This window comes from Streptomyces sp. NPDC036764, from assembly GCF_055609385.1.
In genome coordinates, this window is the sequence record NZ_JBVJPT010000005.1 from 113892 (window position 1) to 138398 (window position 24507).

Consider the following 24507-nt stretch of genomic DNA (forward strand, 5'->3'; position numbering starts at 1 on the left):
GCAGCCGAATGGGTGTCGCGGGCAGCCCACCGTGGGAAATGGTCACTGCCTCCCTCCGCAGGCGCGGCGAGGCCCTTGCCTGAGTCACGGTTGCCCCACGGCCATCTGACCATGCCCGCTCCCTAGCACGCGGCCATCAGCTGAGGTGATGCCGGGCGGTCACTCGTTGACGATGCCGCTGACGGCGCTGGAACCACTCCCCTCGGCTTCGGCGTCCCCCGTGTGTACCGCCGCCGCAGGGCCGGTCCGGCCGTCGCCCTTGCGTTTGACACCGGTGACTGCACTGCCGCCCTCGCGAGCGGCGGCCTTCCCGGTGTTGATGGCCACATCACCGGTCGAAGCGGCGACGAACGAAAGCATCTCCCGCAGTTGCTCAGTCGCCCATTCCTGCCCGGGCCCATCGAGGCTCTCGAACAGAGCCTCGAACCTCCCCCGCCACACGCCTTCCTGCCGCAGACGCTCGGCGCCAATGTCATTCGCACTGCTGAGGACCGCGGCAGTGCGGTCCAGGCGCTCGCGCTCAGCATCCGCCCGCGCGGCGTCGCCGCGCGCGAAAAGCTCCCCCACCCGGCTCCGCACGCCGTTCCACGCATCGGTCCCTGCAGCCTGCACCACTGCCGTGCCGCCAGCCAGCGCCAACGCCATGAATGTCTCGACCAGCATGCGATCACCACTCTCCGCAGAAGGGCCATCTCCCGCTGTGCCACATCGAACAGGCAGAGACGTTCATCAGCCTTCACATCTAGCGAAGCCCACATCTCCCGATCCTGCAAAGCGTCCTGTGCCGTACACGTAGCCGCAGACCAAGCCGGGCAGCTTCACCTGTACACATACACCACGCCAAAGATCATTCGGGGACAACAAGGAGGAATCATTCGCTATACGGCGTCACCCTCTTCCTCTAGCGCCTTCGCGATCTTTGCATTGGCGGCTTCCTCATGTCCGTCAATGCAGCCGTGGTATCGCCGATGAATTACCTCCGGGGAGTTGCCGACGCGCCGGGCCACCTCAGCGATCGGCACCCCCGCGTTCAGCCACCGCGTGATGCATGCGTGCCGCAGGTCATACGGGCGCCCGGCCAGCGGGGAGTTGACCCGCTCGGGTGGCATCGCGTATTCCCGTGCTTCCTCCCACACCCGCCAGTACGTTGAGGAACCGACGACTCCCCCACGCTCGTTACCGAATACCCGCCCTTCCTTGGCGGTCCCGAACTCCTTCAGGTGGGTTCGCAGGATCGCGACTAGGACGGGCGGGATAGGGACCGGACGGTCCGTGTCCGCCTCCCGTCCCTTTAGGCCCCGGCGGTCGTGCCGCTCCCCTGAATCCGTCCACTGCTTGCCGGAGACGGGACGCGTCTCCCGCAGCGTCAGCGTGCCCCACCCCGCGTCCGGGAGGTGGCAGTCAGAGAGCCTCAACCCGACCGCTTCAGCGGGCCTGAGCCCCGCGTAGTACTGGACCGCAAAGAAGGCTGCCAAACGCCGCCCACGGTTACGGTCCCACGAACCGACGTAGGAGACCGCGGTGAGCAACTGGCGCCCCTGTACGGCGTTCACCAGGACGCGTCGGTCCACCACCCCACCGGAACCCACGCGCTTCTTGTGTGCCCCCTGGAGAGGATTCTCCGGGAGTTCCTTCGCGGCTACCGCGTGTTCGAGGGCCGTGTTCAGGACCCGGCGCCGCCGCTTGTGCGTCTCCCCCGCCGCCGGAGTGCCATCCAGTCGATAGCTCAGGCGGTACAGCACGTCCTCGAACACCTCAGGGTCGACCAGGTCGACAACCGGCCGGTCTTCCTTCGTGAGCCACTCATAAGCAGGCTTCAGCTCGGCCGGCGGCTCCTGTCCCGCGTTCGCAGGGACGATCGCCCACCGGAACGCCAGGCGCAGGTACTTGTCCTCAGGGGTGTTCTCGCCTCGCTTCACCATGGCGAGCGACACGGCGGCCAGCCCATCCGCTATGCCCTCACGGGTCTTGGCGGCGCTCATGCGCCACCGCCCGGCGACGTACTTCCGGCAGAACTCGAACCACCGCAACGACGGCTTGGCCTCAGCCGCCGTTGCCGCCGCCTCTTCCGCCGCGCGGACTTCGGACTCAGGCTGTCCGCTTGCGACCTCGAACGCTTCGCCCCGGCGCATGGCCTGCCGCAACTCCGAGCGTCGGCTTTCGGCGAGTGCCGACGTGGCGAACGTCGCGCTGCTCACCTTCCCGCCTACGACCCACCGGAGTTGATACGGGCGTGCCTTGCGGTCGACCTTCGTGACCTTCCACAGCCGGACGTCAAGGGAGTACCCCTGCCTCGCCTCCCCGTGCGGACGGAGAGGCGAGGCGTCATCGGTCGTGCTCACGCGGCGTCCTCCCGCTCCGCAAGCCACCGCTCGTATTCGGACCTGCGGATTCGTACGTCACCGTTGGGAAGCTTGATCGAGCGAGGGGCCTTCCCGAGTTGGCGCCACCGGTAGAACGTCGACGAAGCCACCTTCAGATCGGTGAGGATCTCCGCGACGGTCAACTTCTCGTCCAGCGCGCGGGCGCTCATACCGCCGTCCCTTCGGCTTCGGTCGACCCGGACAGCCCGGACAGCTCCAATTCCGACTGTCCGGGTTGTTCGTGCTGGTCAGATGGGGTAACCGGACAGTCGGACAGTGCGGACACCTCTTGGGTGCCCTGTGTCCGGGTCTCGGTATCCGGGTAATACCGGCCGCCGGCGTCCTTGGTGAGCTGTCCGGCATCGGCCATGCGGTTGCAGGTACGCCGGATCGTGTCCATGTCGACGTGCGGCAGCTCGCTCGCCATATCCTTCGGCTTCGCGCCGGGGTATGCGCGGACGTACCGGAGGATCGCGGCTCGGGTATCTCCGACGGTGTGGTCGGTGACGGGACCGTCCAGCAAGTGCCAGGCGCCGGAGGCAGGTTGGAAGCTGAGCGCGTACTCGGCTTCGTCGACATCGCGGCCGGTGACGTGCAGGATGCCGTCCGCCTGCCCGCGGGCCCGCTTCAGTACGAGCGTGGCGTCCGCGGCTCCGGCGATGCCGTTGGTCCCGGAGACCTCCGTCAGGAAGTCGTCCGAGCCTGCCTTGCGGACATGGTGGACCAGGACCACGGCGATGCCGTAGTGGTCCGCGAGGCGCTTCGCGTAGCCGACGGAGACGTAATCCGCGTCATACGCGGACACCCCCTGAGGTGCTTGGCCGCGCATCTTGGCGAACACGTCGATGACGACCATGCGCGCGTCCGGGTTACGGTCCAACCACTGCGCGATGGCCTCGCTTCCGCCTTGGGGGAAGGGCGGGCACTCGGTCACGAGGGTGAGCCCGGCGGGCGCCTGCTGCCCTCCCAGGAGTTTGCCCATGCGGGTCTGGAGACGGCGCGGGGTGTCTTCCAGGGCGAGGTAGAGGACCGGTCCGCCGTCGACGGGGACGGAGTCGAAGGCCTGGCCTCCGGCGGCTACCGCGAGGGCGAGTCCGAGGGAGAGCCAGGACTTGCCGACCTTGGGCGGTCCGGCGAGCAGGCTCACGCCCTCTGCGAGGATGCCGGGCACGGCCCATTTCGGCTCGGGGAAGTCCGCGGCCATGAGCTGGTCGGCCGTCCACGCGGTCCGCGGGCGTTCCCGCTTCGGCGGCGGCAAGGTGGGGGTTTGGGGGTCGCTGGGGACGGAGTACAGGTGCAGGGGCGGGATGGGGTTGGCGCTCATGCTGCGACCGTCCGGGGGCGCCGTGCTCCGGCCCGCAGTCCGGAGGCGATGGTGCGCTGTGCCTCGCGCTCGCCCTGGCCGACTTGGAGCGCCGCGGTGAGGAGCCAGCCGGTGACGTCGGCTTCGCTCAACTCGCCTCCGGCCACGAGCTGTCCCAGAGCGACGGCGGCAATGTAGAGCGCGTTGTTGTGCTCGTGCGGGCCGGAGCCGGTGACCCGCTCCACTTCCCCGTTGACGGCGGACCGGATGAAGGCGGCACGCCGTCCGTGGCCCGTGAGGGCGACCGTGATGGGGGTTTGCGGGGGCAGCGGGGCCGGGCGAAGGAGTTCGGCGAGCCAGTCCGGCAGGGGTGTCACAGGGGCGTTGCGGATGACCTCGTACGGGTGTCCGGCGAAGGTGCTGCCCGCACCGACCACGAGTCCGCCCCACGCGCGGGTGTCGACCTTCCAGCCGAGCCCGCGAGCGCTGTCCCCCGCGGTGTTGCGCAGTGGCTCACCCTCGGGCGCGGCGAAGCACAGGTGAGTGCCGCCACTCCAAGTGCGCACCGTGAACGTGTCGGCAGGGAAGGGCTGGCCGTGGCGCTTGCAGAGCACGGCGAGGACGTCGGCTCCGTCGGTGACCCCGTGCTCGGCCCACGCAGCTGGCGGGGTGTCGCCGGGGTGCTTGGGCTTGTCCAGGTCGATGACGACCAGGCCGGACGGGCCGGTGGCGATGCCGACGTTGAAGGCGGCGACGGACCATGCGCGGGTGATGCGGTCCGGGTCGGTGGTGGCGCGGGTCTCCCAGTCGGAGATGGCCGGGCGCTTGTCACCGGGGATGAGGGGGAAGACGCGCCAGTCACGCGACGCTGCGTCAAGCGCAAAGCTGAGCTGGGCAGAGCCGTCCGGGTGCGGCATGCTGGATGTGCTCCTGTTCTGTCTACGGATGGGCAGGGAGAACCGCGGCGGCGGGCGACCTTGCTGGGGAGTCCCGCCGCCGCGGCGTTGCTACAGGTCGTCGTCGGCGTCGTCGATCGGGCCGGAGTAGCCGAGCGGGCTGGACGCGCTGTGGGCACGGGCCAGGGCCGCCGCGAGGGCGGTGGCGTGGCGCTCGGCCTCGCGTAGGGCGTCCCAGGTCGCGGCGACGTGCTCGGTGGGGGTGCCATAGTCAGCGGCGAGGTATCCGGCCTTGAGCAGGTCGGCCAGCGCCATGCCGGTCTGGTCGAAGGACTGCGGCAGCCGCTCGGCCAGAGCCTCGAAGGCGCCGATGGCGTGGTACGCGGTGATCGGGTACTTCAGTCCGGGGCGTCCGTCGCGGCCGAACAGGGTGGCGTGGTTGAAGGATCGGACTGCTTCAGCCGCCTTGCGCGGGTGGTCCGCCGGGTCCGTGGTGTGGTGGGCCATGGTCAGTGCTCCTTATTCATGTCGAGGGACGGGAGCGCAGGCAGGCCTGCGCGTTCCAGGGCAGTGGGGTCGAAGCCGGGCAGAGCGGCGCGAGTGACGAGGGCCTGTGCGAGCTGTTCGGCGTAGGCGGCACCGGTACGGGCCACCTCAATCTGCGCCCCGGCGCGCAGGGCCTCCACGCGCTCGATGTGGGCGTGTTCCTCGCGGCGCGCGCTGGTCTGCCGCTCGTGAGCAACGTGCTCGCGGCGCTCGGTGCGCCAGTACCGTGCGGCGAGCCCGTAGGCGATGGCGGTGGCCAGCGCCCACAGCAGCAGCGGCAGAGACCATCCCTCGGCGTAGCCGGCGACGCCCGCGAGGGCGAGTCCACCAGAGGCGGCGAACGCGGTACCGGCAAGTACACCGTCACCGGAGTGACCGAGCGAGGCACAAGCGCCGGCCGCCGCGGCGGCGAGGGACAGCGCGGTCATGAGCACGGCGTTGCCGACGGAGTGTTCGGCGCCGTTGGCGTTCCAGATGCGGGCCAGGATCAGCACGGTGGACGTGGCCAGCACGGGGGCGGCCTTGGGCGCGACGATGGCGAGCCAGTGCCGGGCGACGATCTGTTGGTTCATGGCAGGGCTCCTCACAGTTGCTGGATGGCGTCGATGACGGCGACGGCGAGCTGGTTGATGGGGCCTGCTGCGCCGGTGGAGGCGAGGAAGAAGCCGAACCCGGCGGCGGTGAACGCGGCGCCGTAGCCGAGGGACTTGGAGCGCAGCAGGAAGAACAGGACGAGTCCGAACAGGGCCACGAGCGAGACGGTGACGGCCACGGGCGGGAATCTCCTTTGACGGTGGGTTGGGAGGGTTGGTTGGATGCGGCTGGCTTCGGGGTGCTGGCAAGCTCCGTTGGCTGGCCGACGGTTGCGCCCGCCTAGCTCCTGCTCGGAGCGGGGCACGTCTCATGACGGGCACCGTCGGCCGTCTTGCATCCGCCGTCAGTGGGTGCCTTCGCGGTAGATCCGCTGGGCGCGGTTGAAGAGCCAGCGCCCGGCGCGTATGCGCTTGCCGGTGGCCTTGCAGCGGCGGCAGCTCTTGCCGCGCCTGGGCCGCCCCTTGCGGTCGGTGTCCATGGCGAAGCCGAAGCCGTTGCACTTGCGGCAGGTGCCGAACGGGCTGCCAGCACATAGAGCGCTGTAACCGAGCGTGACGACGAACAGGCAGGCGATAGCAAGCACGATGGGGGTCATGAGGGGCCCTTCCAGACGTTTTCCGGGGTTTCCGCAGGTGGGGTGCTATGCACTAGATCGCAGATCAGGTGCTACATGGGGTGCTAGCGGGGGTGCTACCGGTAGCAGGTCAGCCTGCTACCGGTAGCGGCCCCTCGGGGCTAGGCGGCGCCCCGCGTTTCGTCACGCTCCGCAATCGTCTTCGTGAGGTCGGCGCGGGCGATACCGCGGCGGGTGGTGCGGGTTCCGTCGTCGGTGGTCCCGGCCACGTCGCGGGTCTTGATGCCGTGCGGCTTGAGTGCGCTGGTGACGTTCTCGCCCTTCCAGCCGCCGTAGACCTCCGGCCGCAGCTCGGCAAGCCGGGCGGCGATCCGCTCGTTCCACACCCGCTCCTCCGACGGCGGCACGATGGCGGCGACGTCGGCAAGCAGGTCGTACGACGGCCCGGCCGGAGTCTCGCTCTCGTCTCCGAGGGCGATGCCGGACAGGGTGCCCTCGGCCTTGCGCAGCGCGAGCGCGCGCTGGGCGATGGCGTGGGTGGCGTTGTCGTCCAGGTAGGCGGTGCGCACCACGACCGGCAGCGCGGTGGCGCCGGCAAGGTAGCCGTTACCGGCGTCGATCTCCGGGCGGAACGAGGTGGCGCGCACCCCGTTCTTGTAGGCGGAGGTGCCCAGGATCATGTCGTTCTCGATCTGGCCCGCGACCTTGAGGGCGAAGCGGATGGAGACGTTGCCGCTGATCCCGGTGGGCAGTGAGTCCTTGTCCGGGCGCTGCGTGGCCAGCACCAGAATGACCCCGAGGGCGCGACCGAGCTTGATGATGAACTCAGCGTCCTCACCAGCCTGTTTGCCGTACTTGGAGTGGGCGAACAGGTTCTGGCACTCATCAAATACACCCACGAGCGGCCACAGCTTCAGCGAGCGCTTGTCGGCAATGGTGCGGGTGATGCGCTTGTCCGGGCACAGGTCCCGCGGCAGCTTCTTGATTGCAGCTGCGCGGCGCATGACCTCCGCACGCAGGAGCTTGAGGGAGTCGGCCGCGTACTTGATCGAGTCGTCGTCGATGCCGGAGACGAACCGGTGGCTGACGCATTCGAGGGAGTCCAGGTCACCGGTGCCCTTGTTCTCGTGCAGCCACAGTTCCACGGACGGGTCCAGGGCGGCGCCGCAGGCCAGCACCCGCACGGAGGCGGTCTTGCCCTGGCCGGGCAGCGAGCCGACCAGGATGTTGTGCTGGATCATCGGCACCGACTGGGCCCGGCCGCGCGGGTCGATGCCGAACGGGATGCGCTTGAAGACGTCGTGCTTGCTCGCGGTGGCGAGCTGCCACTTGACGATGCCGGTCTTGGACAGGTCCCGGTCGCCCACCCACAGGATGAGCCGTCCCTCGTGCTCGTTGGGGTCGGCGTCCGGCCACACGCAGCCCAGCGGGCGGCGCAGGCCGGAGGCGAGTCGGGCGCGCCGGTCGGCCACATCTGCCACGGTGACGCCCAAGGGCAGGTCGATGTCCGCGCGCCAGCCCGGACCCTCGCGGGTGATCGGGGCGACGAACCGGATGCCGTCCTGGCCCTTCGCCACCGCGGATGCGATCTGGCCGATGCCGATGGACGCCATGGCCTTGACCACGATGTCGCTGGTCAGCTTCTGCACCTCGGTCTTGATGACCGCGCGAGTGGCCAGCGGAGCATCCGCCGGCGCACCGGCCAGCCCGAACCCGAACACAGCCACAATGGCGGCGATGACCTGCGTCAGCGACTCCGCCCCGAAGACCAGGAACAGGACCATGCCCAGGGTGAACAGCGCCCCGAGGACGGTCAGGAGCATCCGCAGCCGCACCCGCCGGTCACGCTGACGCGAGAGCTTCAGGTACAGCTCGGAGTTCTCGCGGCGCGCCTCGGCCTGCCGCAGCGGCTCGCCCTCAGCGTCGACAGCCCAACGGCCGACCCGTCCGAGGGTGTTGGCCAGGCCGCGCGGCGAGCGCCAGATCAGCTTGGGCACGTACAGGAACGGCACGCGGACCGCGTGGAAGGCGATGGTGTGCCAGACGTGCCCGGCCAGCCAGCGCATCGCGTCGGCGAACTCCGGGCCGGACTTCACCCATGCCGGGAGGACGTCCAGGCGCTTGGAGTCACGGATGCGGTCGATCAGACCGGGGCCCGACTGCGTCGGCACGCGGCGGTCGACCAGGCTCGGGCCGGAGTCGTCCGACTCCCCCTCGCTCGGGTCGGCCGACTCGGTCGGCTTGTGGTCGGCCGACTCGGTGCGGGCCGACCGGGCCTTGTTGAGGTCGACCACATGGGAGTCCAAGTCACGGAACGCATCGAGATCGCGGCCGCTGTCGACGACATGGATTTCGTCGGCCGTCATCTCGGCTTCGAGCCGGTTGAAGAGTTCGTTGTCGTCGTCGGGGTGTTTCACTGAGGGTTCCTTCTCTCGGGAGGGATGGCGGGGCCCGGCCGCTGCTTTGGTCGGTTGAGACCGGGCCCCGTGCTGAGCGATTCAGGCAGCGCGCTGTTCCTCGGGGTAGGCGCAGAGGATGCACATCCCGAGCGACGTCGGGAGGCAGTAGCTGTAGATCACCCGGCACTTGGGGCACGTGCAGCGGGCGAGCATCGCCAGAGCGAGCGCACCCCACTTACGAGAGGTCATCGGCCGCACCGGCTTCGCGCGGTCAACGCGATAGAGGTAAGCGACCTGCACCCCGGCCTTGCGGCCACGGTGGTGGCGCATGACCTGCGCGGCGACGGGCTGTCCGCCCGGCCGTAAGCCACGGGTGCGGAGCTGGCGGCGGGTGGCGTAGCCGTCCGGCGCGAACTGCCACGGGAAGGTGGGGATACCGAACCGGACGCCGGACGGGTCAAAGCACTTGCCGCAGGCGGGCATCAGGCAGCCACCCCCACGACCCGGGCATCGGTGCGGGCCCCGGTGCGTCCGGCGCGTCGTCCGGTAACGGTGGCGAACAGCCGACCCAGCCCCGCACGGCGGGTTCCGGCGCGGGCCTGCTTGGCCGCGTACATCGCCTCATCAGCCCGCCGCAGCAGAGCAGACAGGTCGTCGCCGGGGAAGTCGGAGCAGCGCACCCAGCCGAGCGAGACAGTGGTGTGTACGGCCGGGTCCTGGCCGTCGACCGGGCGGGCAAGCACGGCATGCAGGACAGCGAGCATGTCCGCGGCGGTGCCGTGGTCGTCGATCAGGACGGCGGCGAACTCATCGCCCCCGAGCCGCCCCGCCACCCCGGACCGCCCGACGTGGCAGGCGAGCCGTTCGGCGGTCGCCTTCAGTAGCGCGTCTCCGGCCGCGTGGCCGAAGGCGTCGTTGATCTGCTTGAAGCGGTCCACGTCGGCGAGGACCACGACCGCGCGCGGGTCGCGCAGCAGCGCGGTGGCGCGGCGGGTGAACGCCTCACGGGTCCGTAACCCGGTCAGGGGGTCGCGGCGGGCGACGTTCAGGCGCCGACGCAGCCACAGCGTGTGCGCGGTCCAGCCGGATGCGACCGGTGCCGCCGCGGCCAGCATGCTCAGCCAGGTGGTCATGCCGCCGCCCCCTCGGTCCCCTCGTCGCCGTCGACGGAGTGCAGACGGCGCCCCTCGGCCCGCTCGTTCAGCAACAGGTCACGCAGCACGCGAGAGTTGGCAGCCGAGCAGTGCAACGTGGTCCGGATGGCTTCCGCGTTGATCGCGTCATCGGCCCACTCGGCCGTGGCCTGGCGCGCCTCAGCGAGCAGTTCCGCCGGGGTCCTCGGCGCCTTGGCAGGCTTGGCCTTGCCCTTGCTGCTGGCCGGGCGCTTGCGCGGCACCTTGGGCGCCTCCGGCTTCGACGCCTCCGTCCCCTGCGTCGGCACGGGCGGGACGTCCTCGCTCGCCGGGGCAAGCTCACCCAGCTTCAGCAGCACGCGTTCCGGGCGCGGTGTCTTCGACCGCCACCGCCGCCCGTGCCGCTCCCGCAGCCGGGCACGGGCCAACTGCCGCCCACGCTCCCGCTTCAACGCCTCCGAGTAGGAAGTGATCTCCCACAGCGTCATCCGACGCCACAGGGCGAACGTCGACATCGGGGCCAGCATCCAGCGGGAGAACCGCACCTTCTCCATCCGCCGACCGGTCGCGGCACCGATCCGCACGGCGTAGACGTGCGCGCCGATCTCGGAGAACACCACCCACAGCAGCGGCATCGTGCCGTGCGCCACCTTGGCCCACAGCGAGTGCCCAGCGGCGACGTTCAGCCCGCACGTGACCAGCGTCAGCGCCCAAGGCACGAACCGCACCCACGCCAACGCCATGTCCATCCGGATCAGCAGCAGGTTGGCCACGGTGAACACCGGAATAGCCACGTCAATCCCGACCGGCAGCATCCACGGCCCACCGAAACCCCACCGCGCCGCGGCAGAGGAGACCGCGTCGAACGAGGCGATCAACCCCAAGGCGCCGACCCCCGCCGCGGCCAGCGCGCCCAATCCTGCAAGGCCCATCTCCGGGCGCGTCAGCGGCGGAACCGCCAGCCGCGCCGTCTCGGTTGCGGTCGTCATGCCGCCGCTCCCTTCCGGGAAGCCCGGCGACGTCGGGCCGGACGCGTCAGCGGGACGACGTTGAACAGCTCCGGAGCGTGCGCCTCGATCACCTCAGCGGCGATGCGGGCCACATCGTCCGGCAGGCTCCGGTATTCCGGGTCGGCGAGGATGTCGCGCGCCGCATCCAGACGGGCGGCGCGCTCCATCTCGCTCTCGCCCTCCACCCCGAGCCACAGCTCAACCGGGGTACCAAGGGCGAGTTCCATGAAGTCGTCGACGGATACGGCCTGTTGACGGCCGACATAGGTGCGCATGGACGTTCTCCTGAGTGGATGAGCCAGGGAGACGCCCGGCGGCGGGCGACCTTGCTGGGGAGTCCGGCCGCCGGGCATGTAGGTGTTGATCAGGTCGTCGGCTTGGCAGGTCCGAACCGCGACAGTCGTTCGTCTGAGGCCGACCAGGTGGCGGCCCCGCGCTCCTCGCCACGTGATCGGCAAGGAGGGTGCCCCGGCCGGGAGTCGAACCCGGCCTTGCAACCATCGGTGCGGCGGTTCAGATCACTTGCTCGGGTAGCTGTGGCCAGCGGGCGGATAGTTCTTCTCACCCTGACCGAACAGCCCGCTCGTGACGACACCGACGAATTCGCTGGGCCTGGACGCGCCCGAGTCGGCCTCGCTGCGGGCCACGTTGTCCACGGAGTCCATCAGGCGGTGCCCGCGCTGGACGTCGGCCTCAACATCGCGCTTGCTGTGGAACATCAGGTCTCCCGAGGTTGTGAAGCCCGCCGTGTGCGGGCCTCCCGTGCCCCGGCCGGGAGTCGAACCCGGCCTTGCGACCATCGGGGCTGTGAAACGGAGCGGCTCAGCGCAGGACGACGGATTTATCGAGGTCGCGGTGGCGGACGCTGACTGTGTGCCCAGCGGCGGTCAGCCGTTCGGCGAGCGCGCGGGCGAACGTGGGTGCGCGGTGGCGTCCGCCGGCGCATCCGTCAGCGACGGTCACTGTCCCGGCGCTGGGGCCGGAGGCGAACGCGGCGACCGTCATGGCGGTGGCCTCCACCAGTGCTGTGACACCGGGGGTGTTCAGCACGGCCGTACGGACCGGCTCATCGTCCGCGGTCATGTACCGCAGCTCCGGCGACACATGAGGGTCGCGGAAGTGATGACGCAGATCGATGGTCAGATGCGCAGCAGGCGGCGCGTCGTGCAGGTAACCAAACGAGACGATCTCAACAGCACCCACAGGGACTCTCCGGGGGTCGAAGGAACAGGGAGAACCGCAGCGGCGGGCGACCTTGCTGGGGAGTCCCGCCGTTCGGACACGTGTGCGGCCAAAGCGATACGGAGCCCGGGATCCCCGGAGTCCACCCTTGAGGAACATGTAGTACGTGTTCCTTATCCTGCAAAGAGGAGTTCGCCCCGTCAAGCCCTTCGGCTGTTTGGAGTTCGGCGAGCCCTCGCGCTCGATGTACCTACAGACTGGCGTCGGCGCCGACGACGATCGACTTCGCAGATGTCCGGCTCAGGTCGTTCTTGGCTACCGTGAAGTCGAACCAAGTCGTCCCAAGAAGTCAGAGGTTGGACGTGGCGAACGAGCGACTACGCGGCGCGATAGTGGACTTGGGCCTGACGCTCGATGAGGTCGCCCAACGGCTCGGGGTCGCGGCCAAGACGGTCGAACGATGGATCAACGAGCCTGAGCGCAAGCCATATCGCCGCTTCCAGTACGCGACCGCCTCGCTTTTGAAGTGCGAAGTGTCGTACCTGTGGCCGGACGAACGCACATCAGCCGAGGTCACTGCCTCTGGCAACGCGGAGTTGGTCAGGCTCTACCCGCACCGGTCCGTCGTGATGCAAACCCTCTGGACGAACCTGTACTCCAAGGCGACCCGTCAGTTTGACCTGTTGGTGTACTCCGGGTTCTGGCTCACGGAAGACGCGACGTTCCACCGGATCGTGAAGGAGAAGTCAGCCGACGGAGTGCCCGTCCGCTTCATCCTGGGAGAGCCCACGTCGCCGGCCGTGGCCGTGCGGGGCGAGGACGAAGGCATCGGCGCAGCGATGGCAGGCAAGATCCGGAACGCCCTCATCAACTACGGCCCGCTCTTCGGCCTCCCCGGGGTGGAGTTCCGGCTGCACGGTACGACCCTCTACAACTCGATCTATCGGGCCGATGACGAGATGCTGGCGAACGGGCACCTCTACGGCGTCGGCGCCTACATGGCTCCGGTGCTGCACCTGCGACGTGTGCCCGGCGGTGAACTCTTCGACGCCTACGCTGAGAGCGTTGAGAAGGTCTGGGAATCGGCCCGCCCGATCTCTTCACCTGCCGATTGGGAAGGCACTGCCTGATGAGCCGTATCGACTACTTCCGCGACCCGAATGCCCCTCATGCCAACTCGGTGGTGCCCTCGGTCACCGCAGTCGTCCGAGACGACGCGGGGCGGTTGCTGCTCATCCACAAGACGGACAACAACCTGTGGGCACTGCCCGGCGGTGGCCACGACATCGGCGAGCGCATCGGTGACACCGTCGTCCGTGAGGTCGCGGAAGAGACCGGCATCGACGTTGAGGTAGATAGCATCGTGGGGCTCTACACCGACCCTGAACACGTGCTGGCGTATGACGACGGGGAGGTCAGGCAACAGTTCTCCATCTGCTTCCGAGCCCACCCCGTCGGCGGCTCCCTGCGTACGAGCAGCGAGTCAAAGGAGGTCCGCTGGGTTGACCCAGCGGACCTTGAGGGGCTGGACATTCACTCGTCGATGATGCTCCGTATCCGGCACGGTCTCGACGAATCGCGGCGAGAGCCCTACATCGGCTGACTTTTGGCAGGGACGCGCGCCAACCGGTCGTCGACACGCTTGGCCGCCGCGTGGATCTCGGGGGCCGCGCGTTGAATGAACCGCCCGACGATCGTGTCCGGGCCGTACCGCTGCACGATCTCGTCTAGCCTCTCGGCCGGCGTGGTCTGCGTCCCGTCGGGCGTCGTCGTCATGTCGCAGTAGAGCAGGGCGTCAACCAGGTCCGGACGCTCCAGCTCGAACTCACCCTCAAGCTCCTGCCTCAGCCCGCGTTCCTCGGCTTCCAATAGGGCGCACGAGTGATGAGCCACGAGCCGAACGACCCGTTCATCCGCGCCTTCCTGGTCTCGCAAGAACCGCGCGCCATCCAGCGGATGGAAGCCTGTAGCGGCGATGGTTGGCGAGTACCCGACGTCATGCAGCACTGCGGCGGCTTCCAGCAACTCGGCATCATGACCCATGATCGGCGCCAAGGAGCGAGCACGCTTGGCGACCCCTAGCGAGTGCACCCACCGACGCGGGAGCGGGTCGGACAGCAGCGATTCGGAGAGCGAGTACGCCCACTCGGTCAGTCCCATGACGGCCAAGGCTACGGGCGGGCGGTGTGCGTCGGGAGAGCGCGTACGGTTCGCCCCTTGCCGTGAACCGTGGTGAGCAGGCCGTTTCCCTCCATTTGGGCAAGGACACGGCGCACAGCGGTGCGCGAGGCGCCGAACCGCTCGCACAGCTTCGCTTCGGACGGGTACGTGTCACCCACGGAGAGGCAGTCCTCTCTGATCACGTCGGCCATCCGATCCGCGAGAGACCGACGGTCGCCACCCCGAGCGACGCGCCACCCGATCCCAGGAGCAGACTCAACAAGACCGTCGGCTTCGAGAACCTTGAGAGCACGGCGGATCGTGTTGCGTGAGACGCCGTGCGCCTCCATGAACTCAGCCTCTGACGGCAGGGCATCGAGGCCCTGCCCCTCTTCGATCTCGTTTCGCAACGTCTCCGCAATGACCAGGTAAGTTCCGCGCGGACTGGCCTCCGGCACCTCGGCTCCTCTCATTCCACCCATTGCCCGCTGTCAAGAGTGCCACCGGCCCTCGCAGCGCATCGACGGACAAGCAGTGTCCCACGTGTCCGGCTGTCCGGTTACGCCTCTCACCTGCACAAACAGACCGGACAGCTCGTAGTGATGCTGTCCGGGCTGTCCGGGTACAGCCGCCCGGAGTTTGGCAAGCACGGGGTGCTGCCTTGCCGAACGCTGCACCCCAGAGGGCCTCAGCTTCCTGAACTTCCAGCAAGCAGCCCGGTGGGAACGTCTGAGTTCTGCACTTTCAAAGCGCAGCGAGCTGTGCCCTCCCTCGCGATTCAGCCCATAGCGATAAGCACGAATCAGCCTCCGTTCCATAAGCCGACCCGCCCATACAACCCTCGGTTCTGTACGTGAGAACGGGTGAGGTGCACCATGCGCATCACGCACATCACCAGTACCCGATTCACTGACTTGATCACGGCTGATTCCCACCGGATATGAAGCGGCAAGCGTAACCAATTACGCCGGACATCCAAGATGTCAACGGCGCCCGTTGGGTCAAATACAAGCGGGTCACACATATCCCCGAAACAGCTAATGCAATCAACGACCTCCACTTGTACGATTCCCTCAGTCGCGTTCGTGATCACGGGGAGGGGTTGGGTCGTGACGCGTCCTATTCAGTCTGCGAGCGGCCCCACAGAGCAACTTCTGGCGCACACGACCGCAATCCTAGAGCTGCAAGAGAAGATCCGAACAAGGAAAATTCAGCTTCGGAGCCTGTACGGAACGGGCTTTGCCGCTTTGTTCGCTGCACTGGCGATATATGTTGCGACCATATCCACGTGGCGCACAGTCGACCTTGCCAAAGTCAACAGGATTGCCATACCGCTGACCGTCTTGTGCGCGATCGCATGCGGGGTCCTTGCTTACATGGAGCATGACCGAGCAACACAGGACCGTAAGTCACTCCGTAAGCTTCAATTGGAGCTGGAGATCGCAGAGGAGCGGAGACTTCTTCAAGCATCTCAGCTTGGAGTTCCCGTAACTCAGCGTCAATTCACGTACAAGGACTCACTCCCCCGAGAGCTCGATCAACTCCGGACAGAAGCCCAGCATTACCGCAGGATTCACAACGCATTCCAATCCATCATCATTATCGGCTCGCTGGGTACAACCACCGCCGCAAGCTTGGCTGATACTCCTTCATATCTCAAATGGGTAACAGTCGGACTGAGTTTTGCGGTCGGAGTATCCGCTGGTTTCACAGGGTACTTCAAGTACCGCGAGCGGAGCTTCTATCTGCAACAGACGGCAGACGCCATCGAACAGCATGCCACTGCATTTGAGCTAGGCATCCCGCCCTATACGGGAGACGAAAACGACAACCTGTCGAAGTTGACGAAGGAAGTCGAGTCGCTGCGTGTCGAGCAACGCAAGAGGGAGCAGCAACTCGACCAGCCTCATGAGGGCCGCGATGGAACGGTCTGACAACTTGCAGATTACGCGCCAAGTCGATTGGGGACTCGACACGATGCAGCGCAGCACAAAACGGTGGCTTCTGTCTCCCATCACGCAATGGCGCGCAGTCAGGCTCTCCGCCAGCCAGGGGGATGGCGTAGACGTGCAAACCGCCTGGATTCTCGTGCGCTTGAGACGGAATCCCGCAGAGGCCGAATACGTCTTGGCTCAGAGCGGGCTTCCGAAGAGCCCAAACCCCGGGGTTCACTACGACGATTGGGACACCCTTTCACACGAAGAGCGAAGCCGCCGAAGGTCCTGGCTCGCTCGCCACGAAAAGTCGCCGTTCCAACTCTTAGGAATAACCGCCGACTTCATGGTCCGCGCCGGCATCGAGGTGACTGATTGGGGTCCTCCCCCAGACGGCCCCGCTAAGGCATAGCCCGTCGGCCACAGCCAGGCACGGCGCACAGTGTCCCAACTGTCCAGCTGTCCGGTCACGCCTCTCACCTGCACAAACAGCCCGGACAGCTCAAAGTACCGGTGTCCGGGCTGTCCGGTCACAGACGGGCTGTAACACCCCGGGGTGTTACAGCCCGTCGGCGAAGCCGACCTCTCAATGGGCGTGGGAGCCGGAGGCGACTTCTGATCTACCGCTCTCTCGAAATCAACATGCACACATTGGAGTGGACCAGGACCCACCTTCCCGCACCCGTTTTTGAATCTTTGAATTTTTCGCGAGGCGCTGTGGGAGTTTTGTGCCCATACAGACACGCGCTTGGGTGATCTGCTCCACAGTCAACCCTTCAGTCTCGGTAAGGTCCGTCAGGTAAAGGCAAGCTCCGGCCAGATTAGCCCCTTTGAGTTGCGCCCCAAAAAAGGAAGACATTGTAAGATCGGCGTCTGAGAGATCAGCCTTCGTTAGATCCGCTCCGACCCAAACACCATCGCCGACATCCTCTTCACCAAAATTCGCTGCGTCGATCTGCGCCCCCGAAAAGTTCGCTCCCTGAAGGAGCGCTCCCGCAAAATCCGCCCCGGAGAGGCTGGACTCACGAAGATCCACTCCTTCCAACCTCGCCGCGACGAGATCCACATAGGCGAGATCCGCTCCTCGAAGTTCCGCTCCAGGCAAGCTGGCTCCCCTGAGATAGGAATGCGACCAATCAATCACACTCCCCCCATCCTGCTTGGAGTTCCGGCTACCTAGTACATTCACCGCGGCTAATACATCGACATCCACTGGCCGGTTACCCTTCGGAGGTTTCTTATCCGTGGAATGCGCATGCGTCCTCACGTACGCCGAGAGGATATCTACAACGGCTGGTTGGTCTTTCCCTGAGTCACGCATCATGCGTTGGAGGGAGTAGATTCCCCCGAGGCGCACATCATCTGATTCATCACCAAGCTGTTCAATGCCTGCGGTAAACCTGTCAGCAATTTGGCCATCCCGAGTAATCTTCAATTCTTGCACTCGGTTTTTGATCTCATCCTGTGCCTGCATTGACGAGATTCCTGTAAAAAGTAGCGCTGCTGTCGCAGTCAGCGCCGTGAGGGCAGTGCCGACGGCGTTGATGTGAAGATGCCAGCTTCGCTCTGGGGGTGGCCCGGCGGCGGCACGTTGCGCATCGGGCTCCCCACGCACAGCACCACGTTGCCGGGGAAGCCGCAGTCGAGCGGAGCGGACATGTGCGGGGAGACGGCGAGGGCCTGTAGTCACATCAGTGGAACTACGTACCGGCGTCATGAGTTACGCGAGCTCTGGCGCCCAGGACAGTGGCGTGGGAGCGTGCGCCTCACGCACGACGCGCATCGTTTCCCGCGCGCCCTTTGTGTAGCTCCGCCGCAGGTCACAAGGGTTGCAGCCGTACGCCGACTGTCCAGGTACGCCTCTCACCTGCATAAGCGGCCGGGACACCTCAGGGTGCCGTGTCCGGAGCGCCCGGTCATCGACCGAACTGCGACTCCTAAGAGCTCGGGTGGGCCGGCGAATCCAACGCAGACGAGAAGAGCAGGAGGCGGCTCCCGAGCCACGTGGACGTCCGATAGCGCCCTTCAGTTCTGGCCCCGTAACAGCTGGAATGACGGTTCACAAGATCTGGATAGAGCCACGGAGCAGAGCACGTGACCGAACACCGTGGGGCAATAGCCCGAGCGAGGTCTAGGGACCCGCTCCCCCCTGATACGCACCATCTGCGATACAGGAGAGCACTGAACACCCCCCGCGATCAAGGAACCTGCTGTTCAGGGGCCATTCGCAAGGCAGAATCTGATTGTGCTCCGGAGCCGTGTGCGCAGGTTCGAATCCTGCCGGGGGCACCCTGTATGAGGTGCCCAAAGACCCCGCCATCAGCGCTTTAGCTGAGGACGGGGTCTTCGCGTATGTGCAGCCGTATGCCGCCCTGAGCGGCCGTATGTCGGGGTCCGTGGACTATTTGTGGACACGATCTTGAGGCATCGTCCCTGGTCAGTGCCGGGAACGGCGAAGGCCCCTGGACAAGTCCAGGGGCCTTGAGCGTAGCGCGGCGCGTGGGGGATCACTCGTACTCGCGCAGCAGCTCTTCGATCTTGCGGTTGGCGATCTCCTGCCGACCGTCGATGCACTTGGCGTAGCGGCTCAGCAGGACCTCAACGCTGTTGCCCGCGCGCTCGGCTACCTCGGTCGCGTCGACGCCGGAGTTGAGCCAGGTCGACAGCGCCGAGTGCCGAAGGTCGTACGGGCGGGCGGCAAGCGGTGAGGCCACCACGGCCGGCGGGAGCGCCAGCGCGCGAGCTTCCTGCCAGACCCGGAAGTACGTCGAGGAGCCGACCACTCCCCCACGCTCGTTGGTGAACAGGCGCCCGTCATCTGCTACGCCGAATGTGTCGATGTGATCCCGCAGGATGGCAACGAGATGGGGCGGGATAGGCACCGGCCGGACCTCTTCCACGGGCCGGTTCTTGAGGCCGCGATCGTCGTGCGTTTCGCCTGAGTCGGTCCACCGCTTGCCGACGCTCGGACGAGTGCTATGCAGCAGTGCCGTTCCCCAGCCACTTTCCGGCAGCTTCAGGTCTGCTTCTTTGAGACCGACAGCTTCGGCCGGACGGAACGCGCCGTAGTACATGCAGGCAAAGAGGCCGACAAGTCGACGACCACGCGCCCGGCCATAGCCGCCGATGTAAGAGACTGCGGCCAGCATGGCCCGAGCCTGTTCGGGATTGGCGACCACGCGGGGATCAACTTCCTTGACAACCTTCGGCTTCTTCCAGCGAAGCGAGGTGATCGGATTGTCTTTGAATTCGCCGAGGTCCACCGCGTAGTGCATCGCGTTGACGAGCGTCCGCCGCTTGCGTCGTACGGTTTCCGCAGCAGCCGCCGTCCCGTCGAGTTTCAGCTTCAACGAGTCCAGCACGGCTCTGCCGATCGCTGCGTCGCCGAGGTCCGAGAGCGGACGCGAAGCCTTGGCCACCCAGTGCAGCGTGTTCGCGATCTCTGTCGGCAACTCGCGGTCGTCAGGACCGGGCAGGACGAAGGCCCAGGTTCGGAGAGCCTTCCTCAGCGGTTCGTCAGCCGGCCGTCCCGGACGGTCGTCGAGGAGGGCCACGGTCACGGCGGTCAGCGACTCGTTGATCCCGTCGCGTGTGTTCGGCGCAGCATGCGGCCACTTCATGGCGAGGTACTTCAACGCGAAGGCGTACCAAGTCATCGAGGGCGCCTTTTCGACCATCGAATCCGGAAGCCCGGTCACTGTGTCAAAGTCCTCGCCGTCACGCATGGCGCGGAGCAGCTTGGAACGGTAGTTGTCGGCTAGTCCCTTGGTGCGGAACTGCTCGGAGAACACGTTCCCGGCGACAATCCACCTGACGTCATAGGACGATTTCTTGGTGTTCCTCTTCCGTACGCCCCAGACCTTCACGTCGAGCGACTTCATGCCGTCGCCCTTTCCCGACTGTTCAGCCAAGCTGTGAAGTCGCTCCGCCACACCCTCAGTTCGCCATTGGGCAGCTTGAAAGCCCGCGGAGCCTGCCCAAGTTCGCGCCAGCGGTAGAACGTACGGCGTGAGATGCCCTTAAGCTCAACGCGGATCTCGTCGACTGTCATCAACTCGTCTTTCACGTCAGTTCTCCCTCGATGGCTTCGCGGGCTGTTTCGCGGTTGAGTTGGAGGTCGCGGGCGATCGTGGCGGCGAGGGCGGATTCGCCGGGGGTGTGGCCGTGGCCGGCGTACTGCCAGGAAGCGAGGACGAGCACGGTGTCCGGCTCGAGGCCGTCGAGGCCGAGGGCTTGGCGTTCCTGGGCCGCGCGGTAGTCGGCGCGTATCTGCCGCAGGACGCCAAGGGTGGTGGAGTAGCGGCGGGACTTGGAGCTGAAGTGACCACGGAAGCCGAGCATGTGCGCCCACGCGGTCAGCCTCCGATCCGGGTAGAACGGATCGAGGTCGAAGCAGGCTTCGATGAGGCGGCGGGGGTGGTCGGGCAGGCCGAGGAGTATGGCGGCTTCGCGGTTGCCGATGCGCCGGTCGACTGTGCCGGTGTTCTCGGCGGCTTTGGTGGCGTACTTGGCGACGTAGGAGGCCACGGCCTGTTCGGTGATCTCGGAGCCGTCGCCGAACGCCTTGATCGGCCGGACGTCGAGCTTTCGGCCCCAGCGCAGCTTCCACCCGCGGGCGAAGCCAGCGGGTGCACGCGGAGGGGCTTCGGCAGTGACGTAGGGGTGGGCGGCGGCAGCGCGGATGGCGCGGGTGAGTAGTTCGGTGGTTGCCCATGCGGGTGGTGCGGTGTCGGGGCCGTCGGGTCCGTCGAGGCGGATCACAGCGTGGAAGTGGACGGCGCCGCGCTCTTGGAACTCAGCGACCTTGCCGTACGACAGCCGGGCGACCTCTTTGAACGCCTTTTGTGTGATGCCGACCTGGGCGGCGATCTCGCGGCGCAGCCGGTTGACGAAGCGGTGCCACAGCTCGCCGGCGTGGTTGTTGAACAGGACTGCCCCGGCGTAGTCGTACGAAGCGGGATCGAGCGGTGTGCCGAGTGCCGGGTCGTCGTCGCGGTGGGCGGTGCCAGTCGTGGTGGTCCCAGCCCGAGACCCGGGGCAGGTTGCGGACGAAGCTGTCGACCGCCTCCCGGTACGCCGACAGCCGGGAGCTGCCGACCTCGGGCTCCAGGACCTCAAGCGCGGCAACGGGCGTGGCATCCAGGACGTCCTCCACGCAGTGTCATGCGTGCCGCTCTGGAGCGCGGTCCACCAGTCGCCGGCCGTGCGTGCCAGGAGGAGGATCTTGAACGCCGTGCTACCGCTACTGCCGCGTCGTAACGCAGCCTCGATCAGGGACAGAACCTGTGGACCGCGGATCTCCGCGTAGTCGACGACGACCAGTACCGGCCGTGCGGTACCGGCCAGCTCTCCTAGGTCTACCGGCGGCACATCGGGCCGTAACCACAGCACGGTGTACTGCCCCGCTCCCAACCGGTCCGCCACGTGCTGGGCCAGTCGGGTCTTCCCCTGCACCCGCCCGGACCGTGGACGAGATAGGCGCCGAAGCCGGGCTGTTCCGCCCAGGCCACCAGCCAGCCGATGAAGTGTTCACGTCCGCGCAAAGGCACGATCTGGCGCTGTGCGTGCAAGAGGCGCGCGGGAGAGGCCAGTAGAGCAGGTAGGCGGGCACCGCTTCGAGGGCGCCGTGTGCACGCCTCGGGGATCCGCGGCGATGACACCCATTAGCAGATCGCCGCTGCACAGGGCGCCGCCCGACAGACCGCCCCAGGGGGAGGACCCGTCCGCGTGGGGAGCAGGCGGATAGCCGTCGACGTTCATCACATAGCGGTTGCCGATGGACCGGTCGCCGAAATTGAGGGTGCCTGGTGGAGGTAGTCGTTCGGCCCGCCCTTCTGCTGCACCACGTCCGGCAGACCCCACGTCTCGCAGGGGGTGCCCGGCGAACTGCTGGCCAGGCGCCCCCATCGCGTACCGGACGAAGAGCACGAGGGGATCCAGGAAGGGTCGTCCACCAGCACTAGGGCCGCGTCGTCGCGGCCCTCGGGGGTACCTCGCCACACAACGCGAGCCGTGCACGACGGGCGGCCATGCTGGAAGACCGTCACCTGGTTGCCGGGCTCGGGGCAGACTTGCGCGCTGGCGAGCACCAGATGGGGCGCGACCACGTAGCCGGAACCCGGCTTCCCTCCCAGGCCGTTCAGCCCGACTACCCGCGACTGCTCCACTCTCGATTCCCCTTCGCGCTGTTGCCTAGTCGGGGATGTAGCCGCTCAGGTACCCGGGACCTTCCTCCCGGTCCGCGCTCCCATGGACGAACAGGTCGCCGCCGTCGGGATTCTGCGGTGTCAGCGAGATCTTGACCCGGTGAGTGTCGGCCTTGGCCGCATCGAGCTCGGTGCCCGCCGTCACCACCCACGCCTTGAAGCCAGCCTTGGCCTTCACGTCCTTCTTGAGCTCGACGGCGAACTCGAGTTCCACCTCGCCGACCTTGAACTGCACGTCCTTGCCGACTCCTTGTGCCGCCGCCTCCAGCAACTCGTCGAGCACGGCGGCAACCGTCTTTGCCAGCTCGATCTCCATGATTGACCTTCCTGCTGCAGCAGATCCCCTGGGCCTGCAGTCTCCGGCGGGATAACGGCAGGGGATGGTCGTGGCGCTGTTGAGCGGCCCAATCGTGACAGCTTGAGATGGCCCCGCCTGTGGAGGTCGGATTCAACTGGCCCCACCGGACTCGTGCTGTGGCTCGCGGTGGGATGCTTCGTACCGTCGTTGATCTTCACAAATGGGGTCCAGTTCGGGCCGTCATGCTGGGGCCGATTGACGACGTCACAGCCACTCAGGGCGACGGGACGACCCCCACCCGCGCTCAGCAAGGCACGAGCCGGAGCAGTCAACCGCTCCGGGAACCGAGAAGGGATCACCACGAAAGAGCACATGGAGACCGGAGTCCGTCCGGAGTCCTGTGCGTTTGCTGTAACTGCGTGACACGAATCACGCGTCGAGATCGAGTCAACTCATCTCATTAACAGACAGACCGGGAAAGGTGTGACTGTAGGTTCCCCTGTGACCATTCTTGATCGTTCCTAGGGGGAACTTTGTCGCGTTCGCGCGCGAGATTCTTGGCCTCGGTATGCGCCGGGGTCACTGCACTCACCGTTCTCGGCACCGCCCCGTCAGCGAGTGCCGCCGCGCCCAACGAAGCCTGCTCCGGCCTCTACAACGCCCGCATCACCTTCTGGGCGATGACGTGCAGCCAGCCCGGCGAGCCGATGATCGGCGGCTTCGCCACCTGGCGCAACATACCGATCACCTTCGATCAGGTCGACACCGGGTCAGCGACCGTACAGGTGGCCAACTACCTGCGCGTCAGCCCGAACACGTCGAGCAGTCCGCTGGCTCCCAACATCGAGATCGGCCTGTACGCGGAGAAGACGGGGAAGACCACCCACACCTACGGCCCTCGCTGGTCGGAGCTGACCACCAGCGGCGGTCGCACGACAGCCATCAAGGCCGGCGTCAACCCGACCAAGCCGGACAAACGCAACCACACCTACATGACCGTCCGCCAGGACAGCGGCAACCAGTGGGACGTGCTCTACGACTTCAACAAGGTTGGCTCCACCACCAAACAGCTCAAGGTACTGGGCGGCAACACCAACCGCATCGACGTCGGCCTCGAGGTGATGGGGCCGAAGTACATCAACATCCCCTCGATCGCGAACCGCATGCAGTTCATGACCGGTAACAAGGTGTGGCAGCAGGTCGCGACGGCCAACGTGGCCAAGTCCGTCACGCTCCCCGTCTGCAGCACGAGCCACAAGCCACCGAACTGCTTCACCACCAAGCTGACCGACAACAGCAAGTTCACCCAGTGGACCGTGAGCAAGCCGCGCCGGCAGGCCGCCGCTACCGTGGCCTCCCCGGCTGCCCTGACGCCCAGCCGGGACGCCGCCGCGGCCAGCCTGCCCGCCACGTTCAACGGCGTGGACCAGCAGGCTCTGCAAGCGTGCCTGGAGAACGATCCCGACAACTGCCTGGCCACCGTGCCCGGCCTGTCGGAGTGCGTGGCCACCGTACGGGTCTGCAACGCCGCCGCCCTGCCGTCCGGTGGGCCCTCGGAAGAACCGGCAGCCGACGCGGACGTGTCGACCGCCGACATCCGCGCCCGGGCCGCGGCCTCCTTCGACGTCCCCGATGACGCCCTCGCCGTCGAGCCGCCCGCGTCACCCGCTGTGCTCAAGGCTCACCCGAACGCGGCCGACAGCAGCAGCGGCGACGCCGCCTGGACGGTGACCTCCACCAGCTCCACCCCCGGACTGCAGCGCAGCGACCGGCGCTTCGACGGGTTCACCGCCCGCTACTCGGCACACACCGGCGCACTGCTGGAGGCGTGCTGGGGCGACCTCTGCGATGCCTCGTGATCACCACGTGCCGCAGATACCCCACCGCTTCCGCACGCCCGCAAGGAGTC

Annotated in this window: 27 protein-coding genes; 4 read left to right on the forward strand and 23 right to left on the reverse strand. The window is 66.9% G+C overall.

The annotated features are described in order from the left end of the window. Positions 1-159 precede the first annotated feature (159 nt). From ACZ69Q_RS21205 to ACZ69Q_RS21280, 16 genes are all read right to left on the reverse strand, one after another. Positions 160-663, reverse strand: coding sequence for a hypothetical protein (locus ACZ69Q_RS21205; RefSeq protein ID WP_471043978.1), 504 nt, complete (start codon positions 661-663; stop codon positions 160-162). Between the two features lie 215 nt (positions 664-878). Continuing rightward, positions 879-2342, reverse strand: a complete 1464-nt coding sequence (locus tag ACZ69Q_RS21210) for a tyrosine-type recombinase/integrase (RefSeq protein ID WP_471043980.1) — start codon at positions 2340-2342, stop codon at positions 879-881. Next, positions 2339-2533: a helix-turn-helix transcriptional regulator gene (locus ACZ69Q_RS21215; protein ID WP_471043982.1), complete on the reverse strand. Its 195-nt coding sequence runs from the start codon at positions 2531-2533 to the stop codon at positions 2339-2341. The genes ACZ69Q_RS21210 and ACZ69Q_RS21215 overlap by 4 nt, the downstream gene beginning before the upstream one ends. Beyond that, positions 2530-3687, reverse strand: coding sequence for an AAA family ATPase (locus tag ACZ69Q_RS21220; protein ID WP_471043985.1), 1158 nt, complete (start codon positions 3685-3687; stop codon positions 2530-2532). The genes ACZ69Q_RS21215 and ACZ69Q_RS21220 overlap by 4 nt, the downstream gene beginning before the upstream one ends. Beyond that, positions 3684-4583, reverse strand: a complete 900-nt coding sequence (locus ACZ69Q_RS21225; protein ID WP_471043988.1) for a bifunctional DNA primase/polymerase — start codon at positions 4581-4583, stop codon at positions 3684-3686. The genes ACZ69Q_RS21220 and ACZ69Q_RS21225 overlap by 4 nt, the downstream gene beginning before the upstream one ends. Positions 4584-4673: 90 nt before the next feature. Next, positions 4674-5069: a hypothetical protein gene (locus tag ACZ69Q_RS21230; RefSeq protein WP_471043990.1), complete on the reverse strand. Its 396-nt coding sequence runs from the start codon at positions 5067-5069 to the stop codon at positions 4674-4676. A gap of 2 nt (positions 5070-5071) precedes the next feature. Further along, on the reverse strand, positions 5072-5680 hold the full coding sequence (locus ACZ69Q_RS21235; RefSeq protein WP_471043992.1) for a hypothetical protein: 609 nt from the start codon (positions 5678-5680) through the stop codon (positions 5072-5074). An 11-nt stretch (positions 5681-5691) separates the two neighbouring features. Beyond that, a complete protein-coding gene (locus ACZ69Q_RS21240) occupies positions 5692-5880 on the reverse strand; it encodes a hypothetical protein (protein ID WP_420077034.1) in 189 nt (62 codons plus the stop codon). 165 nt (positions 5881-6045) lie between these two features. After that, positions 6046-6297: a hypothetical protein gene (locus ACZ69Q_RS21245; protein ID WP_471043995.1), complete on the reverse strand. Its 252-nt coding sequence runs from the start codon at positions 6295-6297 to the stop codon at positions 6046-6048. 140 nt (positions 6298-6437) lie between these two features. After that, entirely contained in the window at positions 6438-8693 is a 2256-nt protein-coding gene (locus ACZ69Q_RS21250) for a P-loop NTPase family protein (protein ID WP_471043998.1), read from the reverse strand. 81 nt (positions 8694-8774) lie between these two features. Continuing rightward, positions 8775-9158 carry an RRQRL motif-containing zinc-binding protein gene (locus ACZ69Q_RS21255; protein WP_471044001.1) on the reverse strand — a complete coding sequence of 128 codons (384 nt, stop codon included), beginning with the start codon at positions 9156-9158 and terminating at the stop codon, positions 8775-8777. Continuing rightward, positions 9158-9808, reverse strand: a complete 651-nt coding sequence (locus tag ACZ69Q_RS21260; RefSeq protein ID WP_471044003.1) for a GGDEF domain-containing protein — start codon at positions 9806-9808, stop codon at positions 9158-9160. The genes ACZ69Q_RS21255 and ACZ69Q_RS21260 overlap by 1 nt, the downstream gene beginning before the upstream one ends. Next, the gene (locus ACZ69Q_RS21265; protein WP_471044006.1) at positions 9805-10797 is read right to left on the reverse strand and encodes a DUF2637 domain-containing protein; all 993 of its coding nucleotides are present in this window, start codon (positions 10795-10797) and stop codon (positions 9805-9807) included. Before ACZ69Q_RS21265 ends, ACZ69Q_RS21260 begins: the two co-directional genes overlap by 4 nt. Beyond that, complete coding sequence (locus ACZ69Q_RS21270) at positions 10794-11093, reverse strand: hypothetical protein (protein WP_471044009.1); 300 nt, start codon at positions 11091-11093, stop codon at positions 10794-10796. Before ACZ69Q_RS21270 ends, ACZ69Q_RS21265 begins: the two co-directional genes overlap by 4 nt. A 243-nt stretch (positions 11094-11336) precedes the next feature. After that, positions 11337-11537, reverse strand: coding sequence for a hypothetical protein (locus ACZ69Q_RS21275; RefSeq protein ID WP_471044012.1), 201 nt, complete (start codon positions 11535-11537; stop codon positions 11337-11339). Between the two features lie 103 nt (positions 11538-11640). Beyond that, the gene (locus ACZ69Q_RS21280; RefSeq protein WP_471044015.1) at positions 11641-12021 is read right to left on the reverse strand and encodes a RapZ C-terminal domain-containing protein; all 381 of its coding nucleotides are present in this window, start codon (positions 12019-12021) and stop codon (positions 11641-11643) included. A gap of 341 nt (positions 12022-12362) precedes the next feature. Between ACZ69Q_RS21280 and ACZ69Q_RS21285 the strand changes: the two genes are divergently transcribed. Together ACZ69Q_RS21285 and ACZ69Q_RS21290 are read left to right on the forward strand one after the other, a co-directional pair. Beyond that, entirely contained in the window at positions 12363-13130 is a 768-nt protein-coding gene (locus tag ACZ69Q_RS21285; RefSeq protein ID WP_471044017.1) for a helix-turn-helix domain-containing protein, read from the forward strand. After that, positions 13130-13603: an NUDIX domain-containing protein gene (locus ACZ69Q_RS21290; protein ID WP_471044019.1), complete on the forward strand. Its 474-nt coding sequence runs from the start codon at positions 13130-13132 to the stop codon at positions 13601-13603. The genes ACZ69Q_RS21285 and ACZ69Q_RS21290 overlap by 1 nt, the downstream gene beginning before the upstream one ends. On the opposite strand, the gene ACZ69Q_RS21295 is transcribed toward ACZ69Q_RS21290, so the two are convergent. Together ACZ69Q_RS21295 and ACZ69Q_RS21300 are read right to left on the reverse strand one after the other, a co-directional pair. Next, positions 13591-14160 carry an HD domain-containing protein gene (locus tag ACZ69Q_RS21295; RefSeq protein WP_471044020.1) on the reverse strand — a complete coding sequence of 190 codons (570 nt, stop codon included), beginning with the start codon at positions 14158-14160 and terminating at the stop codon, positions 13591-13593. The two genes, ACZ69Q_RS21290 and ACZ69Q_RS21295, sit on opposite strands and share 13 nt — an antisense overlap. 11 nt (positions 14161-14171) lie before the next feature. After that, on the reverse strand, positions 14172-14618 hold the full coding sequence (locus ACZ69Q_RS21300) for a winged helix-turn-helix domain-containing protein (RefSeq protein ID WP_471044022.1): 447 nt from the start codon (positions 14616-14618) through the stop codon (positions 14172-14174). 651 nt (positions 14619-15269) lie between these two features. On the opposite strand from ACZ69Q_RS21300, the gene ACZ69Q_RS21305 reads away from it, so the two are divergent. Further along, positions 15270-16094: a DUF4231 domain-containing protein gene (locus ACZ69Q_RS21305; protein ID WP_471044025.1), complete on the forward strand. Its 825-nt coding sequence runs from the start codon at positions 15270-15272 to the stop codon at positions 16092-16094. 637 nt (positions 16095-16731) lie between these two features. Here the strand turns inward: ACZ69Q_RS21305 and ACZ69Q_RS21310 are convergent. From ACZ69Q_RS21310 to ACZ69Q_RS21330, 5 genes are all read right to left on the reverse strand, one after another. Next, positions 16732-17709: a pentapeptide repeat-containing protein gene (locus tag ACZ69Q_RS21310; RefSeq protein WP_471044027.1), complete on the reverse strand. Its 978-nt coding sequence runs from the start codon at positions 17707-17709 to the stop codon at positions 16732-16734. An 892-nt stretch (positions 17710-18601) separates the two neighbouring features. After that, positions 18602-19975 carry a tyrosine-type recombinase/integrase gene (locus ACZ69Q_RS21315; protein ID WP_471044030.1) on the reverse strand — a complete coding sequence of 458 codons (1374 nt, stop codon included), beginning with the start codon at positions 19973-19975 and terminating at the stop codon, positions 18602-18604. After that, the gene (locus ACZ69Q_RS21320) at positions 19972-20145 is read right to left on the reverse strand and encodes a helix-turn-helix transcriptional regulator (protein ID WP_471044681.1); all 174 of its coding nucleotides are present in this window, start codon (positions 20143-20145) and stop codon (positions 19972-19974) included. The genes ACZ69Q_RS21315 and ACZ69Q_RS21320 overlap by 4 nt, the downstream gene beginning before the upstream one ends. 11 nt (positions 20146-20156) lie before the next feature. Continuing rightward, entirely contained in the window at positions 20157-21548 is a 1392-nt protein-coding gene (locus ACZ69Q_RS21325) for a replication initiator (protein ID WP_471044033.1), read from the reverse strand. 738 nt (positions 21549-22286) lie between these two features. Beyond that, positions 22287-22616 (reverse strand): trypco2 family protein, encoded by a 330-nt coding sequence (locus ACZ69Q_RS21330; RefSeq protein WP_471044035.1) that lies wholly within the window; start codon positions 22614-22616, stop codon positions 22287-22289. A 662-nt stretch (positions 22617-23278) separates the two neighbouring features. Here ACZ69Q_RS21330 and ACZ69Q_RS21335 point away from each other — a divergent pair. Beyond that, positions 23279-24457, forward strand: a complete 1179-nt coding sequence (locus ACZ69Q_RS21335; protein ID WP_471044038.1) for a hypothetical protein — start codon at positions 23279-23281, stop codon at positions 24455-24457. The last annotated feature ends 50 nt before the right edge of the window (positions 24458-24507 follow it).

What these genes read in the sequence shown, in the direction of transcription:
- ACZ69Q_RS21245 (WP_471043995.1), bottom strand. Translation starts at nt 6,297, where the DNA reads ATGACCCCCATCGTGCTTGCTATCGCCTGCCTGTTCGTCGTCACGCTC.
- ACZ69Q_RS21220 (WP_471043985.1), bottom strand. Translation starts at nt 3,687, where the DNA reads ATGAGCGCCAACCCCATCCCGCCCCTGCACCTGTACTCCGTCCCCAGC.
- ACZ69Q_RS21295 (WP_471044020.1), bottom strand. Translation starts at nt 14,160, where the DNA reads ATGGGACTGACCGAGTGGGCGTACTCGCTCTCCGAATCGCTGCTGTCC.
- ACZ69Q_RS21275 (WP_471044012.1), bottom strand. Translation starts at nt 11,537, where the DNA reads ATGTTCCACAGCAAGCGCGATGTTGAGGCCGACGTCCAGCGCGGGCAC.
- ACZ69Q_RS21225 (WP_471043988.1), bottom strand. Translation starts at nt 4,583, where the DNA reads ATGCCGCACCCGGACGGCTCTGCCCAGCTCAGCTTTGCGCTTGACGCA.
- ACZ69Q_RS21205 (WP_471043978.1), bottom strand. Translation starts at nt 663, where the DNA reads ATGCTGGTCGAGACATTCATGGCGTTGGCGCTGGCTGGCGGCACGGCA.
- ACZ69Q_RS21215 (WP_471043982.1), bottom strand. Translation starts at nt 2,533, where the DNA reads ATGAGCGCCCGCGCGCTGGACGAGAAGTTGACCGTCGCGGAGATCCTC.
- ACZ69Q_RS21230 (WP_471043990.1), bottom strand. Translation starts at nt 5,069, where the DNA reads ATGGCCCACCACACCACGGACCCGGCGGACCACCCGCGCAAGGCGGCT.
- ACZ69Q_RS21330 (WP_471044035.1), bottom strand. Translation starts at nt 22,616, where the DNA reads ATGGAGATCGAGCTGGCAAAGACGGTTGCCGCCGTGCTCGACGAGTTG.
- ACZ69Q_RS21270 (WP_471044009.1), bottom strand. Translation starts at nt 11,093, where the DNA reads ATGCGCACCTATGTCGGCCGTCAACAGGCCGTATCCGTCGACGACTTC.
- ACZ69Q_RS21255 (WP_471044001.1), bottom strand. Translation starts at nt 9,158, where the DNA reads ATGCCCGCCTGCGGCAAGTGCTTTGACCCGTCCGGCGTCCGGTTCGGT.
- ACZ69Q_RS21315 (WP_471044030.1), bottom strand. Translation starts at nt 19,975, where the DNA reads ATGAAGTCGCTCGACGTGAAGGTCTGGGGCGTACGGAAGAGGAACACC.
- ACZ69Q_RS21265 (WP_471044006.1), bottom strand. Translation starts at nt 10,797, where the DNA reads ATGACGACCGCAACCGAGACGGCGCGGCTGGCGGTTCCGCCGCTGACG.
- ACZ69Q_RS21235 (WP_471043992.1), bottom strand. Translation starts at nt 5,680, where the DNA reads ATGAACCAACAGATCGTCGCCCGGCACTGGCTCGCCATCGTCGCGCCC.
- ACZ69Q_RS21320 (WP_471044681.1), bottom strand. Translation starts at nt 20,145, where the DNA reads ATGACAGTCGACGAGATCCGCGTTGAGCTTAAGGGCATCTCACGCCGT.
- ACZ69Q_RS21260 (WP_471044003.1), bottom strand. Translation starts at nt 9,808, where the DNA reads ATGACCACCTGGCTGAGCATGCTGGCCGCGGCGGCACCGGTCGCATCC.
- ACZ69Q_RS21290 (WP_471044019.1), top strand. Translation starts at nt 13,130, where the DNA reads ATGAGCCGTATCGACTACTTCCGCGACCCGAATGCCCCTCATGCCAAC.
- ACZ69Q_RS21335 (WP_471044038.1), top strand. Translation starts at nt 23,279, where the DNA reads ATGACGTGCAGCCAGCCCGGCGAGCCGATGATCGGCGGCTTCGCCACC.